This is a genomic window from Hasllibacter halocynthiae (assembly GCF_003003095.1).
Lineage (GTDB): Bacteria > Pseudomonadota > Alphaproteobacteria > Rhodobacterales > Rhodobacteraceae > Hasllibacter > Hasllibacter halocynthiae.
Genome location: NZ_PVTT01000002.1, coordinates 441,011 through 457,501, shown reverse-complemented (window position 1 = coordinate 457,501; position 16,491 = coordinate 441,011). Strand labels below are relative to the sequence as shown.

Genomic DNA, 16,491 nt, shown 5'->3' with positions numbered 1-16,491 from the left:
CGGAGGGAGTATCGCTCCAATGCGTATAGCACAAGTCGCACCGCTCGCCGAGAGCGTGCCGCCCAGCCTCTACGGCGGAACGGAGCGCGTCGTCTCCTGGCTCACCGAGGAACTCGTCCGACTGGGCCATGACGTGACCCTCTTCGCCTCGGGCGATTCGCGGACCGCGGCGCGTCTCCACGCCTCCGTTCCGAAGGCTCTGCGCCTGCAGCCGCACATCGTTGACCACAGCGTCTACAACGGCATCCTCCTGGGGGACGTCGCGGACCGTGCGGAGGAGTTCGACGTCATCCATTCGCATCTCGACGTCGTCGGCATGCCCCTTCTGCGGAGCTTGGCCGCGCCGACCCTGCACACGCTGCACGGCCGGCTGGACCTCGACGACCTCAAGCCGTTCTACGAGCGTTTCCCGGACGAGCCGCTGGTCTCCATCTCGGATCATCAGCGGCTTCACCTTCCCGTGGACGTCAACTGGGCCGGAACCGTCCTGCACGGCCTCCCCGAGGACGAACTGCCCTTCCGCGCAGAGCCCGATGGCTACCTCGCGTTCCTGGGCCGCATCTCGCCCGAGAAGCGGCCGGACCGGGCGATCGAGATCGCGGCCCGTTCGGGGATCCCGCTGAAGATCGCCGCCAAGGTGGATCGGGTGGACCGCGAGTACTGGGAGACCATGATCGAGCCCCTGATCCGCCATCACCGCGGGCTGGTCGAGTATGTCGGCGAGGTCGGCGGCCGCGACAAGGCCGACTTCCTCGGCGGGGCTTCGGCCCTTCTCTTCCCGATCGACTGGCCCGAGCCCTTCGGTCTCGTGATGATCGAAGCGATGGCCTGCGGCACGCCGGTGCTGGCCTGGCGCAATGGAAGCGCCCCGGAGGTCCTGGAGGACGACGTGACAGGGGTCCTCGTGGAGGAGATGTCCGGCGCCCTGGCCGCGGTCGAGCGCGTCCTGAGGATCGACCGCCAAGGCGTGCGCGCCGCGTTCGAGAAGCGGTTCAGCGCGAGGCGGATGGCCGAGGAGTACGTGCGCCTCTACGAGCGGCTCGTCGGGATGAGGGACCGGGCGCCGGACGACGTGGCCGGCGCGACGCGGCTCGGCGTCGGGGAGGCCCCCGGGACGGTTCATCTGGCCGAGTAGGGCGAGGGCCCTCCCCCCCCCCGATCAGGCCGGCAGCGGCCAGTACGCCCAGAGAAGGAGCGCGGCGCCGAAGACCACGCGGTAGATGACGTAGGGCGTGAAGCTGACGCTGCGGAGCATTCGCATCATCAGCGCCAACGCCCCCAGTGCGGCGAGGAAGGCGAGCGCGGCCGCGAGGGCGAGCTCGCGCCAGAAGGCGGCGTCCCGCTCGGCTGCGAGCGCGTCGAACCCCAGCAGCGCGCCCGCGGCCAGTATCGTTGGGATCGACATGAGCATGGCGAGGCGGGCGGCGTCCTCCCGCTTCCAGCCGAGAGCGCGCGCGCCCGTTATGGTGATGCCGCTGCGCGACGTGCCGGGGATCAGGGCGACGGCCTGGAACAGGCCCATCACCGCCGCGTCCCGCAACGGCCAGGCGACGCCCTCCTTCTCCGTCCGGCCCCACTTGTCCGCGATCCAGAGCAGCACGCCGAAGCCCAGCATCGTCCAGCCGATCACCGCCACCGACCGGAGCGCTTCCTCGGCGTCGGCCGCGAAGAGGACCAGCCCGAAGGCCACGACCGGGACGGTGCCGACGACGAGCCCGGACATGAGGCGGGCGCCTTCCGTTCGGGTCCGCCCCGAAAGAAGGTCGCCCGCCCCCCGAAGCGCCAGCGCGACCTCCTGCCGGAAGTAGAGGACGACCGCCCCGAGGGTTCCGACGTGCACGGCCACGTCCACGGCGACCCCCTGGTCGTCGAGGCCGGTCAGCTTGGGCAGCAGGATCAGGTGCCCGGAGGACGATACGGGCAGGAACTCGGTCACGCCCTGTATGAGGGCGACCAGGATCAGGTGCAGGAGGGGCATGGGCGCGGTTCCGGTCGAAGGTGCGCCGACGCTCTAGCGGCCGTCCCTTCGGCGGGATAGGGGGCATCCCGGACTTAAACCCCAGGTGTTCGCGCGCGGTGGAGGCCCCCACAGCTATCAGACGCTCATTTCAGGTCAGCATCGCTGACTTGTCAGGCGCGGCTTCGATCGGCTAGAGGCTGTCGGCGACCTTTCCGAGCCATCCTCCGGAGCCTCTCATGGCCAAGCAGCCCATGCTCAAGTTCGTGTCGACCCCGCGCGACATGCCCGAGAAGCGTGCCGCCGACGCCCGACGTGAGGATTTCCATGAGATCTACGGCGAGTTCGCCCGGCGGAAGGCGGCGCAGCAGGCGGCGCGCTGCTCGCAGTGCGGCGTGCCGTACTGCCAGTCGCACTGCCCGCTTCACAACAACATCCCCGACTGGCTGCGCCTGACGGCCGAGGGACGGCTGCGCGAGGCCTACGAGGTCAGCCAACTCACCAACACCTTCCCGGAGATCTGCGGCCGCATCTGTCCCCAAGACCGTCTCTGCGAGGGCAATTGCGTCATCGAGCAGTCCGGCCACGGCACCGTCACCATCGGTGCGGTGGAGAAGTACGTCACCGACACCGCCTGGGAGGAGGGCTGGGTCCAGCCCATCGCCCCCTCCGCCGAGCGGCCCGAAAGCGTCGGGATCATCGGCGCGGGGCCGGGCGGGCTGGCCGCCGCCGACATGCTGCGCCGCGCGGGCGTGCAGGTGACGGTCTACGACCGTCATGATCGCGCTGGCGGGCTGATGACCTACGGCATCCCTGGCTTCAAGCTGGAGAAGGACGTCGTGATGCGCCGCAACCGCCAGCTCGAGGAGGGCGGGGTCGAGTTCGCCCTGGGCTGCGACGTCGGCGCCGAAGGGGCCCCGTCCTTCGCCGAGATCAGGTCACGCCACGACGCGGTGCTGATCGCCACGGGGGTCTACAAGACGCGCGACCTCTCCGCCCCTGGCGCGTCCGCCGCCGGAGTCGTCAGAGCGATCGACTACCTGACCGCGTCCAACCGCAAGTCGTTCGGCGACGCGGTGCCCGAGTTCGACTCGGGCGAGCTGTCGGCCGATGGCAAGCGGGTCGTCGTGATCGGCGGGGGCGACACGGCGATGGATTGCGTCCGCACCGCGGTCCGGCAGGGCGCCACTTCGGTCAAGTGCCTCTACCGCCGTGACCGGGCCAACATGCCCGGATCGCAGCGCGAGGTCGCGAACGCGGAGGAGGAAGGGGTCGAGTTCGTCTGGCTCTCCGCTCCGAAGCGGTTCGTGACGCGGCCGGGCGAAGAGGCCGTGAAGGGCGTCGAGGTCAGCCGGATGCGCCTGGGCCAGCCCGACGCCACGGGCCGCCAGGTGCCCGAGGTGATCGAGGGCGCGGACTATGTCGAGGACGCGGAAATGGTCGTGATGGCGCTGGGGTTCGAGGCCGAGGATCTGCCTGCCCTCTGGGACGAGCCCGCGCTGGAGGTCACGCGCTGGGGCACGGTGCGCGCGCAGTTCGGCACCCACGAGACGGCGATGGACGGCGTCTACGCGGTGGGCGACATCGTGCGGGGCGCCTCGCTCGTCGTGTGGGCGATCCGCGACGGGCGCGAGGCCGCCGCCGCGATGCTGCAGCGGTTCGACGCCGCGAGCGCCGGCATCGCCGCCGAGTAACGCACGAACCGAAAGGAACGACGGCAATGGCATCGCGGATTCTCACCGGCGCGTCCCTCGGCGCCCTTTTCGGAGCGCTTCTGGCGGGGCCGGCGGCAGCGCAGGAGTTCGAGGTGCCCGAAGGCTGCGAGCTGCAGCTCACTGTGCAGGGCCGGGAATGCGCCGTGACCCAATACTTCATCTGCGAGGAGGACCCGGAGGGCTTCCGCCGCTCGATTCAGTTCCGCGAGGACGGCGCGACGGGCGCCTCTGTCGTGGACGCCGAGTACCAGTGGGTCCAGACCATCGGCGGCGCCTCTCGGGAACGCCTGGTCGACGCCGAGGACCCCGCGAGCCTCTCCGAGCTGTTCGAGACGGGGGAGGACAGCTTCGACTTCACCTTGCAGGAGGACGGCCCCCGCGGCACGAACGAGTACCGCGTCGTCGGCATCGACCGGTTGGAGGGGGGCGAGGTCGAGATCGACGGCGTGCCGCTGCAGCGCACCATCTTCGCCTATCAGCGCCTGGACGAGGATGGCGAGGCGCTGATCTCCGTCACGGGCGAGCAGTACGTCTCCGAGGACCTGCGCCTCTTCTTCGCGGGACCGGAGACGGCGCGGATCGGGGGCCGGGTGATCGAGAGCGACAACTCCCCCGTGCGCTTCGCGCGCGAGGGCGATCCGGGCTTTGGGGACATCCGCCCGGCCTTCGGCTGCGACGTCAGCGACATCGGGTTCCGCCCGTGAGGGAGGGCGGCTGCCTCTGCGGCGCGGTGCGCGTGCGGGCCGAGGTGGGCTCGGGCATCCAAGCCTGCCATTGCAGCCAGTGCCAGCGCTGGACGGGGGGCGGACCGCTCTGGTCGGTGCGCGTTGCGGACCTGGTGGTGGCGGGCGAGGACGCGGTGCGGACCTTCCGCATGTCCGAATGGGGTGAGCGGGCCTTCTGCGGCACCTGCGGCTCGACGCTTTGGTGGCGGATGCGAGGCAAGTCGATCGCCTACGTGACCACGGGCTTGCTGGACGACCAGTCCGGCCTGACCGTCGATCAGGAGATTTTCGTGGATCATCGCCCCGGATGGCTGCCGCCGTTCGCGGGCGCCTCGCAGAGCACGGAGGCCGAGGAGATGGTCGCGCTCGCGAAGCACCTTGAAGGGGAACGCCCATGACCGCCGACGCCTGGATCGCTCAGTACGAGGACGACGCCCGCCGGCTCGCCGGGACGGGCATGTACCTGCCCGAGACGGAGACCGCCAATTGCGGCGTCGGCCTCGTCGTGTCGATCGACGGCGCGAAGTCCCGCAAGGTGGTGACGGCCGGGATCGACGCGCTCAAGGCCGTGTGGCACCGGGGCGCGGTGGATGCGGACGGGCGCACCGGCGACGGCGCGGGCATCCACGTGCAGATCCCGTTCCGCTTCTTCCGTGAGCAGGTCGAGCGCACCGGCCACGCCATGCGCGACGATCTCTTCGCCGTGGGCCAGGTCTTCCTGCCGCGCACCGATTTCGGCGCGCAGGAGACCTGCCGGACCATCGTCGAATCCGAGATCCTGCGCATGGGCTACGTTATCTACGGCTGGCGGCACGTGCCCGTGAACATCGACGTTCTCGGCGAGAAGGCGAACGCCACCCGCCCGGAGATCGAGCAGATCATGATCTCGAACGCCAAGGGCGTGGACGAGGAGACCTTCGAGCGTGAGCTCTACGTGATCCGCCGCCGGATCGAGAAGGCCGCCTTCGCCGCCGGGGTGCGCGATCTCTACCTCGCCTCGCTCTCCTGCCGGTCGATCATCTACAAGGGCATGATGCTGGCCCAGGACGTGGCGGACTTCTATCCCGACCTCCAGGACGAGCGCTTCGAGAGCGCGTTCGCCATCTACCACCAGCGCTACTCGACCAACACCTTCCCGCAATGGTGGCTGGCGCAGCCCTTCCGGATGCTGGCCCACAACGGTGAGATCAACACGCTGAAGGGCAACCTGAACTGGATGCGGAGCCACGAGATCCGCATGGCCGCCGGCGCCTTCGCTGGGCTCGAGGACGACATCAAGCCGATCGTCGCGAACGGCTCGTCCGATTCGGCGGCACTCGACGCGGTGTTCGAGGTGCTGGTGCGGGCGGGCCGCTCCGCGCCCATGGCGAAGACGATGCTGGTGCCCGAGTCCTGGTCCAAGCAGGCCGAGGAGCTGCCCCAGGCCTGGCGGGACATGTACTCCTACTGCAACGCGGTGATGGAGCCTTGGGACGGGCCCGCCGCGCTGGCGATGACCGACGGGCGCTGGGTCTGCGCGGGCCTCGATCGGAACGGTTTGCGGCCCATGCGCTACGTCGTCGCCGAAGGGCTGCTGATCGCGGGGTCCGAGGTGGGCATGGTCCCCGTGGACGAGGCGGGCGTGACGCGGAAGGGCGCGCTCGGCCCAGGCCAGATGATCGCCGTGGACATGGCGGAGGGGCGCCTCTTCCACGACCGCGAGATCAAGGACGCGCTGGCCGCCGAGAAGCCCTACGGCGATTGGGTGGGCCGGATCGTGGAGTTGGACGGGGCGCTGGCGGAGGTTGCCGAGCGCGCCCTCTTCGCGGGCGACGAGCTGCGCCGGCGGCAGGTCGCGGCCGGCTACTCGGTCGAGGAGCTCGAGCAGATCCTCGCCCCCATGGCCGAGGACGGCAAGGAGACGCTGGCCTCCATGGGCGACGACACGCCGTCGGCGGTGCTGTCGAACCAGTACCGGCCGCTCTCGCATTTCTTCCGTCAGAACTTCAGCCAGGTCACGAACCCGCCCATCGACTCCCTGAGGGAGTACCGGGTGATGTCGCTCAAGACGCGGTTCGGGAACCTCAAGAACGTGCTCGACCAGTCCTCGGCCCAGACCGAGATCCTCGTCCTCGACAGCCCCTTCGTCGGCAACGCCCAGTTCGAGCGGCTGACGCAGGCGTTCAACGCGCCCATGCGCGAGATCGACTGCACCTTCCCGGCCGGCGAGGGGGCGGGCGCGCTGGCCGCGGGCCTTGCCCGCATCCGCGAGGAAGCCGAGGAGGCCGTCGCATCGGGCACGGGCCACGTCGTGCTGACCGATCAGCACCAAGGCGAGGGCCGCGTCGCGATGCCGATGATCCTCGCGACGAGCGCGGTCCACTCGCACCTCACGAAGAAGGGCCTCAGGACCTTCTGCTCGCTCTGCGCGCGCTCGGCCGAATGCGTCGACCCGCACTACTTCGCCGTCCTCATCGGCGCGGGCGCCACCGTGGTGAACGCCTACCTCGCCGAGGATTCCATCGCCGACCGGATCGACCGGGGGCTGATCGACGGCACCCTGACGGAGGCGGTCGCCCGATACCGCGCGGCCATAGACGCGGGCTTGCTGAAGATCATGGCGAAGATGGGGATCAGCGTGATCTCGTCCTATCGCGGCGGGCTGAACTTCGAGGCGGTCGGCCTCTCCCGTGCGATGTGCGCGGAGTACTTCCCCGGGATGCCCTCGCGCATCTCCGGGATCGGCGTCGCCGGCATCCAGCGCAAGCTGGAGGAGGTGCACATCAGGGGCTTCGGCGGCCCGGCCAACGTCCTGCCCATCGGCGGCTTCTACAAGGCCCGTCGCACGGGCGAGACGCATGCCTGGGAAGCATCCTCGATGCACATGATGCAGGTCGCCGTGGGCACGGCGAGCTTCGAGATGTGGAAGCAGTACAGCGCCAAGATGCGGTCCAACCCGCCGATCCACCTGCGCGACCTCCTCGACTTCAAGCCGGTCGGCCAGCCCGTGCCGGTGGAGGAGGTCGAGAGCGTCACCGCGATCCGCAAGCGCTTCGTAACGCCCGGCATGTCCCTCGGCGCGCTCAGCCCCGAAGCGCACAAGACGCTGAACGTGGCGATGAACCGGATCGGGGCGAAGTCGGATTCCGGCGAGGGGGGCGAGGATCCCGCCCACTTCCATCCGGAGGCGAACGGCGACAACCCTTCCGCGAAGATCAAGCAGGTGGCGTCCGGCCGGTTCGGCGTCACGGCCGAGTACCTCAACCAGTGCGAGGAGCTCGAGATCAAGGTCGCTCAGGGCGCCAAGCCCGGCGAGGGCGGGCAGCTTCCCGGCATGAAGGTGACGGAGCTCATCGCGCGGCTGCGTCACTCGACCCCCGGCGTGACCCTCATCAGCCCGCCGCCGCACCACGACATCTACTCGATCGAGGACCTGGCGCAGCTGATCTACGACCTCAAGCAGATCAACCCGCGCGCCAAGGTGACGGTGAAGCTCGTCGCCGCCTCGGGCGTCGGGACGATCGCGGCGGGGGTGGCGAAGGCCAAGGCCGACATCATCCTGATCTCGGGCCACAACGGCGGCACGGGCGCCTCGCCGGCGACCTCGATCAAGTATGCGGGCCTGCCCTGGGAGATGGGGCTGACCGAGGCCCACCAGGTCCTCGCGCTGAACAAGCTGCGGGATCGCGTGACGCTCCGGACCGACGGCGGGCTGCGCACGGGGCGCGACATCGTCATCGCCGCCATGCTGGGCGCCGAGGAGTACGGGATCGGCACCGCGGCCCTCATCGCGATGGGCTGCATCATGGTGCGTCAGTGCCAGTCGAACACCTGCCCGGTGGGCGTGTGCACGCAGGACGAGGCGCTGCGCGGGAAGTTCACCGGGAACGCCGACAAGGTGGTGAACCTCATCACCTTCTACGCCCAGGAGGTGCGCGAGCTGCTGGCCAGCCTCGGCGCGCGGTCGCTGGACGAGATCATCGGCCGGGCGGACCTCCTCTCCCAGGTCTCGCGAGGCTCGGCGCATCTGGACGATCTCGACCTCAATCCCCTCCTCGTCACCGTGGAGGGCGGCGCGGGCGGGTTCGACCGCGACCGCGAGCGGGGCCGCGTGATGGCGACGCTGGACAAGCAGATCGTGAAGGACGCCGCGCGCTTCCTGAAGGACGGCGAGAAGATGCAGCTCTCCTACACGGTGCAGAATACGCTGCGGACGGTGGGCACACGGGTCTCGAGCCACATCGTGCGCGAGTACGGAATGCGCAACGAGCTGCAGCCCGACCATCTGCACGTGAAGCTGACCGGCAGCGCCGGGCAGTCCCTCGGGGCCTTCGCGGCGCCTGGCCTCAAGATCGAGGTATCGGGCGACGCCAACGACTACGTGGGCAAGGGCCTGTCTGGGGGCACGATCGTCGTGCGCCCGCCCAAGGTCTCGGCCCTCGTGGCGGCCGAGAACACCATCATCGGCAACACGGTGCTCTACGGCGCGACGGACGGCCATCTCTTCGCCGCCGGCCGCGCGGGCGAGCGGTTCGCCGTCCGCAACTCGGGCGCGCGGGTGGTGATCGAGGGCTGCGGCTCGAACGGGTGCGAGTACATGACGGGCGGGGTGGCCGTGGTCCTCGGCGGGATCGGCGCGAACTTCGGGGCCGGGATGACGGGGGGGATGGCCTACGTGCACGACCCCGACGGCACCGCCGCGCGCCTGATGAACGTCGAGACGCTGGTCCTCGGCCCCGTCGTGCACGACCACTGGCGCCGCGAGCTTCGCGAGCTGGTCGAGCGGCATCTCGAGGAGACCGGTTCGCGCAAGGCCGAAGGCCTGCTCCAGCATTGGGAGGAGGCCGAGGCAGAGTTCCTCCAGGTCTGCCCGCGCGAGATGCTGCCCCATCTCGCCGCGCCGCTCGGCTGGGAAGCCGAGGCGGTTCCGGCACAGTGACGCGGCGCGCGGCGGCGGACGGTTGATCCGGCCGCCGCCGCGCGGTCACTGGCCCCGATGGCGAAGCGCAGACGGAAGAAGGGCGGCGGGGCGGGGCCGTGGCGGCGCTTCGGGGCGCGGTGGCTGCGGCGCGTCCTTCTCGCGGCCATGGCCTTCGCGGTGTCGATGGTCGCGCTCTATGCCGTGGTGCGTCCCCCGACGACGCCCTACGTCGTCTCCGAAGGGGTGCGCCTGGGCGGGATCGAGCGGCGCTGGATCCCCCTCGAGGAGATGGCCCCCGTCCTCGTCCGGTCGGTCGTGGCGGCCGAGGACGCGAGCTTCTGCGCGCATTGGGGCTTCGACATGGACGCGATCCGCGCCGCCATGGAGGACGGGGCGGGCCGCGGCGCCTCGACGATCAGCCAGCAGACCGTGAAGAACGTCTATCTCTGGCAGGGCCGGTCCTGGCTGCGCAAGGCGATCGAGGCCGGGCTGACCCCCCTCGTCGAGTTGATCTGGCCGAAGCGCCGCATCCTGGAGGTCTATCTCAACGTCGCCGAGTTCGACGAGGGCGTCTTCGGCGCGGAAGCCGCGGCCCGCCGCTACTTCGGCGTCCCGGCCGCGGACCTCACGCCCGAGCAGGCCGCGCGCCTCGCCGTGGTGCTGCCGAACCCCAAGGGGCGGAACGCCTCCGACCTCTCCGAGCGGGACCTGCGGCGGATGCGGGTCGTCATGGACGGGGCGGAGGTCATCCGCCGGGACGGGCGGGCCGCCTGCTTCGAGGGTTGAGCGCGGTGCGCGGGCGGCGTTAGGGGGCGGGCATGATCACGCTCTACCACTATCCGCTGTCCCCTTTCTGCCGGAAGGTCCGCCTCAGCCTTGCGGAGAAGAAGCTGGAGGTCCGCCTGGTCGACGAGCCCTACTGGGAGAAGCCGGCCGAGCTGATGCGCCGCAACCCCGCCGGCAAGGTGCCCGTGCTGAAGATCGACGGCGCTGTGATGAGCGAGAGCGCCGCGATCTGCGAGTACCTCGAGGAGACGCGGCCCGACCCCGCCCTGATGCCCAAGGATCCCAAGGAGCGGGCGGAGGTCCGGCGCATGGTCGCCTGGTTCGACGACGGATTCGACCGCGAGGTGACGTCGAAGCTGGTGGGCGAGCGGTTGAACAGGAAGGTGTTCGGGCAGGGCTATCCCGATTCCAAGCGCGTGAAGGCGGGCGCGGCGCGGCGGCGCTATCATCTGGAGTACATGTCCTGGCTTCTCGACAGGCGGCGCTGGCTGGCGGGGGACGCGATGAGCCTTGCGGACTTCGCCGGCGCTGCCCATCTCAGTTGCCTCGACTACATATCGGACGTTCCATGGCAGGACTTTCCCCTCGTCCACGACTGGTACGCCAAGGTGAAGTCGCGCCCGGCCTTCCGGCCCCTTCTGGCGGACGCGATCCCGGGCTCGCCGCCGCCCCGGCATTACGCCGACCTCGACTTCTGATCCGCCGCCGTGACCTCGTGTGAAGCCTCCCTGACCGAGAGGCTTCGCGCCCGTGCGCGCGAGGAGGGGTTCGCCGCCTGCGGCATCACCGGTCCGGACGCCATCCCGGACGCGCCGAAGCGGCTGGGCGTCTTCCTCGAGGCGGGCCATCACGGCGAGATGCGGTGGATGGGCGAGCGGACGGCCTGGCGTGGCGATCCCCGCGCGCTTTGGCCCGAATGCCGCTCGGTCGTGATGCTGGCCGAGAGCTACGCGCCCGAGGCCGATCCGCTGGCCCAGCTCGCTGATCCGTCGCGGGGGGCGATCAGCGTGTACGCGCAGGGGCGGGACTACCACGACGTCGTCAAGAAGCGCCTGAAGCGGCTCGGGCGGTGGTTGCTGGAGGAGGTCCCGGGCGAGGCGATCAAGGTCTTCGTCGACACCGCCCCCGTGATGGAGAAGCCGCTGGCGCAGGCCGCCGGGATCGGATGGCAGGGCAAGCATACCAACGTGCTGAGCCGCGACTGGGGCAACTGGGCCTTCCTCGGGGCGATCTTCGCCACGGTGGCCCTGGACCGCGATCCCCCCGAGGCCGAGCACTGCGGCACCTGCCGGAGATGTCTGGACGTCTGCCCGACGGACGCCTTTCCCGCGCCCTTCCGCCTCGACGCCACGCGCTGCGTCTCGTACCTGACGATCGAGCATTCCGGCCCCGTGCCCGAGGATCTGCGCCCGGGCCTCGGCAACCGCATCTACGGCTGCGACGACTGCCTCGCCGTCTGTCCCTGGAACAAGTTCGCCGTCGCCGCCTCGGACGCACGCCTCGTGGCGAGGGACAGTCCCACGCCCCTGGCCGAGCTGGCAATGCTGGACGATGCAGCCTTCCGGCAACGGTTCAGGGGCACGGCCGTGAAGCGGATCGGGCGGGCCCGCTTCGTCCGCAACGTCGCCTACGCGATCGGCAACAGCGGCGATCCCGCGCTGGCGGAACCTGCCCGCCACCTTGCGGCCGATGCCGACCCCGTCGTGGCCGAGGCCGGGCGCTGGGCGCTGAGGCGCCTTGCGACCGTTTCGTGACGGCTGGGTTGTTATCGCCGGCGGGACGGGGCTACCTCGCCGCCGGGAAGAGTGAGAGGCATCCTTCATGCCCAAGGACACCGTCGCCGCGGCCGATCTGGGCCGCGACCTGCCGCGCCGCCTGATGGCCGAACGCGGCGTGGCGCCGGAGGAGGCGCCGCCCGGCGCATGGGCGGTCGCTCTCGGCTCCGTCCTGCGGGAGCGGATCGGCCCGGTCTGGGTCGATGCCCGGCGGGGCGCGCGGGGCGCGAAGCACGTCTCCTACCTGTCGATGGAGTTCTTGGTCGGCCGCCTGATGGGCGATGCCCTGCGCAACCTCGGCCTCTTCGATGAGGCTGAGGAGGCCCTCGCCGTGCATGGCGTCCGCCTCGCCGACGTGCTGGCGGAGGAGCCGGACCCGGCCCTAGGCAACGGAGGGCTCGGGCGCCTCGCGGCCTGCTTCCTCGAATCCCTCGCCTCGCTCGGCGTGCCGGCCTTCGGCTATGGGTTGCGCTACGAGCACGGGCTCTTCGCGCAATCCCTAGAAGGGGGGCGGCAGGTCGAGCGGGCGGACCATTGGCTTCATGCCGACATGCTCTCGGTGCGCCGTCCCGCGCGCGACGTGACGGTGGGCTTCGCGGGCCATGTGGCGAACGGCGCCTGGCATCCGTCCGAGTTCGTGGACGCGCGCGCCCATGACGTCCCGGTCCCTGGCTGGGGCGGGGAATGGTGCGCGACGCTGCGCCTCTGGCAGCCCGCCGCGCACGAGCCCTTCGATCTGCAGCAGTTCAACGCGGGCGACCATGTCGGCGCCCAGGAGGGCGAGGCCCGCGCCCGCGCCCTGGCGCGCGTCCTCTATCCCGAGGACGGGCACGAGGCCGGCCAAGCCCTGCGCCTGAAGCAGGAATACCTTCTCTGCGCCGCCTCCGTCGCCGATGTGCTGCGGCGCCACGAGGCGGCGGGCGGGACCTCTGCGGACCTGCCCGACCGGGCGGCGATCCAGATGAACGACACGCACCCCGCCCTCGCGGCGCCCGAGCTGGTGCGCCTTCTGGCGGACGAACGGGGCGTCGAGATGGGCGAGGCCATCCGCATCGCCCGCGCCTGCCTGGGCTACACGAACCATACCCTCCTGCCGGAGGCGCTGGAGGCCTGGCCCGAAGGCCTCATGTGGCACCTCCTGCCCCGCCACATGCAGATCATCTGCGAGATCGACGCGCGCCACTACGCCGAGACGCCCCAGCGGCCCGGCAGCGTGATCGACCATGGCGTCGTGCGCATGGGCGATCTGGCGTTCGTGATGTCGCACCGGGTGAACGGGGTCTCGGCGCTCCACACGGACCTGATGAAGCGGACGGTCTTCGAGGGGCTGCACCGCGCCCATCCCGGCCGGATCGTGAACCAGACCAACGGCGTCACCCCGCGCCGCTGGTTGCGCGGCTGCAACCCCGGCCTCGCCGCGCTCTACGACGAGGCGCTGGGTCCGGGCTGGGTGATGGAGCCCGAGCGGCTGCGCGAGCTGGAGCCGATGCTGGACGATGCCGGCTGGCTGGATCGCTTCATGGAGGTCAAGCGCGCGAACCAGGCCCGGCTCGCCGGAGCTTGCGGCACCCCCACGGGCTTCATGCACGACGTTCACGTCAAGCGCATCCACGAGTACAAGCGCCAGCACCTCAACCTCCTCGAGACGATCGCGCTCTGGCAGGACCTGCGGGACGGGGGCGAGCACGCCCCACGGCTGAAGATCTTCGCGGGCAAGGCCGCGCCGGGCTACGCCCTGGCCAAGGAAATCATCCGCGCGATCAACGACGTCGCCGCGGTGGTGAACGCCGATCCGGCCACCCGTGACCGCCTCCGCGTGGCCTTCCTGCCGGACTACGACGTCTCGCTCGCCGAGCTGCTTATACCGGCGGCCGACCTCTCCGAGCAGATCAGCACCGCGGGCAAGGAAGCCTCCGGCACCGGCAACATGAAGTTCGCCCTGAACGGCGCGCCGACGGTCGGCACGCTCGACGGCGCGAACGTCGAGATCCGCGAGCATGTGGGGGCGGAGAACTTCTTCCTCTTCGGCCTCACGGCGGAGGAGGCGATGAAGCGTCGCGCACTTCCGGATCACGCGGCGCGGGCCATCGTCGTCTCGCACCGGCTGGAGCGGGCGCTCGATGCCCTGCAAAGGGGCGCCTTCTCGCCGGGCGAGCCGGCGCGCCACGCCAGCCTCGCCGCGGACATCCGCCGATCGGACCATTTCCTCGTCGCGTCCGACTTCGACGACTACTGGCGCGCGCAGCGCGAGGTGGACGCCGCCTTCGCCGATCCCGCCCGGTGGGCGCGCATGGCGGTCGCGAACGCCTTGCGCTCGGGCTGGTTCTCCTCAGACCGGACGATCCGGGGCTACATGGACGAGGTCTGGAACGTCGCCCCCGTTCCCGGGTTAGGCTCCCGTTAGAGCAGGGCCCCGCGAGAGGGCGGATCGAGGGGAGGGCGCGGCAACTTGAAGGACACCGCCCCGCCAATCGGCCACGACGAGGCCCGCGCCATCTCGGACGGCACCCACCCCGACGCGTGGTCGGTCCTCGGCCGCCACGACGGCTGGGTCGTGGCCTTCGATCCCGGCGCCGAGGAGATGGCGGCGCTCTCGGCGGGCGAGGCGCATCCGCTCGCCCGTATCGAAGGGACGGACGTCTTCGCCGGTCTGGTGCCCGACGGCCCCTACACCCTGCGCGGCCGTGCCCACGGAGGGGAGTGGGAGGCGGAGGACCCATTCCGCTTCGGCCCCCTCCTCGGCGAGGTCGACGAGTACCTCCTCGGCGAGGGAACGCACCAGCGCCTCTGGAAGGCCCTCGGCGCCCACGTCACCGAGCGCGACGGCGCCGGAGGCACCCATTTCGCCGTCTGGGCCCCGAACGCCTGGCGCGTCGCCGTGGTGGGCGACTTCAACTGGTGGGACGGGCGCCGCCTTCCCATGCGGCCGCGTGGCGGAACCGGCGTCTGGGAAGCCTTCGCGCCCGGCGTGGGCGAGGGGGCGCTCTACCGCTACGAGATCACCGGGCCGGACGGCGTCGTTCGGCCCTTGAAGGCCGACCCGGTCGGTTTCGGCTCCGAGCATCCCCCAAAGACGGCCAGCGTCGTGCGCGACCTTCGCGGCTATGGCTGGACCGACGGGGATTGGATGCGAGGGCGCGCCGCCCGCAACCGCCGCGACGCCCCGATCTCGATCTACGAGGTCCATCTCGGCTCTTGGCGCCGGCGCGAGGGCGGGCGCCCGATCTCCTACCGCGAGGCGGCAGGCGAGCTGGTGGAGTACGCCGCGTGGATGGGCTTCACCCATATCGAGCTGCTCCCCGTCTCGGAGCATCCCTTCGACGGCTCGTGGGGCTACCAGCCCGTCGGCCTCTACGCCCCCACGATCCGCTTCGGCCCCCCGAACGAGTTCCGCGACCTCGTGGACGCGGCCCACCGCGCGGGCCTCGGCGTCCTCGTCGACTGGGTGCCGGGCCACTTCCCTGCGGACGAGCACGGTCTCGTGCGCTTCGATGGCACCCATCTCTACGAGCATGCCGATCCGAAGGAGGGGTTCCATCAGGACTGGAACACCCTGATCTACAACTACGGCCGCCGCGAGGTGGCGAACTACCTCTCGGCCAACGCCCTTTACTGGCTGGAGGAATATCACGTCGACGGGCTGCGCGTGGATGCGGTCGCCTCCATGCTCTACCGCGACTACTCCCGGAGGGAGGGGGAATGGATCCCCAACAAGGACGGCGGGCGCGAGAACTACGAGGCGATCGCCCTCCTCCAGCGGATGAACGCGACCGTCTACGGCAACGTGGACGGGATCATGACCGTCGCGGAGGAGTCCACGTCCTATCCCGGCGTCTCCGCGCCGGTCGACCGGGGTGGGCTGGGCTTCGGCTACAAGTGGAACATGGGGTGGATGAACGACACCTTGCGCTTCATGGAGAAGGCGCCCGAGCATCGGAAGTGGCACCACAACCTGATGACCTTCGGGCTGCACTACGCCTTCTCCGAGAACTTCGTCCTGCCGATCTCCCATGACGAGGTCGTGCATGGGAAGGGCTCGATGCTGGGCAAGATGCCCGGGGACGAATGGCAGCGCTTCGCCAGCCTGCGGGCCTATTACGGCTTCATGTGGGGGCATCCGGGCAAGAAGCTCCTCTTCATGGGGCAGGAGTTCGCGCAGCCCGGCGAGTGGGATCACGACGGCACGCTACCCTGGCACCTCTCGACGGAAGGGATGCACGAGGGCGTGCGCGAATGGGTCCGCGACCTGAACCGCGTCTATCGCGAGACGCCCGCCCTCCACGTCCTCGACGCCGAGCCGGCGGGATTCGAGTGGGTGGTGGGCGACGACATCGCCAACAGCACCTTCGTCTGGCTGCGCAAAGGCAGGGGCGGGGACGCGCCCGTCCTGATCGCCTGCAACTTCACCCCGGTCGAGAGGGCGAGCTACCGCGTCGGCCTGCCGAAGGGCGGGCGCTGGGCCGAGGTGCTGAACAGCGATGCCGAACGCTATGGCGGATCGGGCAAGGGCAACCTCGGCGGCGTGACGGCCCGCGAGGGCGGCTCGCACGGGCAGCCCTTCCAGGCCGAGATCGTGGTCCCGCCGCTCGGGACGGTGATGCTCCGCCACGAAGGCTAGCGAGGAAGAAAGGGA

At 70.4% G+C, this 16,491-nt stretch carries 11 protein-coding genes; 10 read left to right on the top strand and 1 reads right to left on the bottom strand.

Annotation, left to right across the window (positions count from 1 at the left end; all coding sequences use genetic code 11):
* Positions 1-19: 19 nt before the first annotated feature.
* Entirely contained in the window at positions 20-1,135 is a 1,116-nt protein-coding gene (locus BCF33_RS09125) for a glycosyltransferase family 4 protein (RefSeq protein WP_106160637.1), read from the top strand.
* A 24-nt stretch (positions 1,136-1,159) separates the two neighbouring features.
* Here the strand turns inward: BCF33_RS09125 and BCF33_RS09120 are convergent, their stop codons facing one another.
* Positions 1,160-1,978, bottom strand: a complete 819-nt coding sequence (locus BCF33_RS09120) for an undecaprenyl-diphosphate phosphatase (protein WP_106160636.1) — start codon at positions 1,976-1,978, stop codon at positions 1,160-1,162.
* Between the two features lie 218 nt (positions 1,979-2,196).
* Here BCF33_RS09120 and BCF33_RS09115 point away from each other — a divergent pair, with 218 nt between their 5' ends.
* From BCF33_RS09115 to glgB, 9 genes are all read left to right on the top strand, one after another.
* A complete protein-coding gene (locus BCF33_RS09115; protein WP_106160635.1) occupies positions 2,197-3,651 on the top strand; it encodes an NAD(P)-dependent oxidoreductase in 1,455 nt (484 codons plus the stop codon).
* A 26-nt stretch (positions 3,652-3,677) separates the two neighbouring features.
* Positions 3,678-4,376, top strand: a complete 699-nt coding sequence (locus tag BCF33_RS14070) for a hypothetical protein (protein WP_158259398.1) — start codon at positions 3,678-3,680, stop codon at positions 4,374-4,376.
* Positions 4,373-4,795 carry a GFA family protein gene (locus BCF33_RS14065; RefSeq protein ID WP_158259397.1) on the top strand — a complete coding sequence of 141 codons (423 nt, stop codon included), beginning with the start codon at positions 4,373-4,375 and terminating at the stop codon, positions 4,793-4,795. Before BCF33_RS14070 ends, BCF33_RS14065 begins: the two co-directional genes overlap by 4 nt.
* The gene (gene gltB / locus BCF33_RS09105; RefSeq protein ID WP_106160634.1) at positions 4,792-9,315 is read left to right on the top strand and encodes a glutamate synthase large subunit; all 4,524 of its coding nucleotides are present in this window, start codon (positions 4,792-4,794) and stop codon (positions 9,313-9,315) included. Before BCF33_RS14065 ends, gltB begins: the two co-directional genes overlap by 4 nt.
* A gap of 57 nt (positions 9,316-9,372) precedes the next feature.
* On the top strand, positions 9,373-10,083 hold the full coding sequence (mtgA, locus tag BCF33_RS09100) for a monofunctional biosynthetic peptidoglycan transglycosylase (protein ID WP_106160633.1): 711 nt from the start codon (positions 9,373-9,375) through the stop codon (positions 10,081-10,083).
* Between the two features lie 32 nt (positions 10,084-10,115).
* Positions 10,116-10,781, top strand: coding sequence for an FtsZ-binding protein FzlA (fzlA, locus tag BCF33_RS09095; protein ID WP_106160632.1), 666 nt, complete (start codon positions 10,116-10,118; stop codon positions 10,779-10,781).
* A 9-nt stretch (positions 10,782-10,790) separates the two neighbouring features.
* Complete coding sequence (queG, locus tag BCF33_RS09090; protein ID WP_245883795.1) at positions 10,791-11,837, top strand: tRNA epoxyqueuosine(34) reductase QueG; 1,047 nt, start codon at positions 10,791-10,793, stop codon at positions 11,835-11,837.
* Between the two features lie 67 nt (positions 11,838-11,904).
* Positions 11,905-14,262, top strand: coding sequence for a glycogen/starch/alpha-glucan phosphorylase (locus BCF33_RS09085; protein ID WP_106160631.1), 2,358 nt, complete (start codon positions 11,905-11,907; stop codon positions 14,260-14,262).
* Between the two features lie 45 nt (positions 14,263-14,307).
* Entirely contained in the window at positions 14,308-16,476 is a 2,169-nt protein-coding gene (gene glgB / locus BCF33_RS09080) for a 1,4-alpha-glucan branching protein GlgB (protein WP_245883794.1), read from the top strand.
* Positions 16,477-16,491: the final 15 nt, after the last annotated feature.

Bases quoted from the DNA above. Each gene is read 5' to 3' on its own strand.
- BCF33_RS09125 (WP_106160637.1), top strand. From the start codon at position 20: ATGCGTATAGCACAAGTCGCACCGCTCGCCGAGAGCGTGCCGCCCAGC.
- BCF33_RS09120 (WP_106160636.1), bottom strand. From the start codon at position 1,978: ATGCCCCTCCTGCACCTGATCCTGGTCGCCCTCATACAGGGCGTGACC.
- BCF33_RS09115 (WP_106160635.1), top strand. From the start codon at position 2,197: ATGGCCAAGCAGCCCATGCTCAAGTTCGTGTCGACCCCGCGCGACATG.
- BCF33_RS14070 (WP_158259398.1), top strand. From the start codon at position 3,678: ATGGCATCGCGGATTCTCACCGGCGCGTCCCTCGGCGCCCTTTTCGGA.
- gltB (WP_106160634.1), top strand. From the start codon at position 4,792: ATGACCGCCGACGCCTGGATCGCTCAGTACGAGGACGACGCCCGCCGG.
- mtgA (WP_106160633.1), top strand. From the start codon at position 9,373: ATGGCGAAGCGCAGACGGAAGAAGGGCGGCGGGGCGGGGCCGTGGCGG.
- fzlA (WP_106160632.1), top strand. From the start codon at position 10,116: ATGATCACGCTCTACCACTATCCGCTGTCCCCTTTCTGCCGGAAGGTC.
- BCF33_RS09085 (WP_106160631.1), top strand. From the start codon at position 11,905: ATGCCCAAGGACACCGTCGCCGCGGCCGATCTGGGCCGCGACCTGCCG.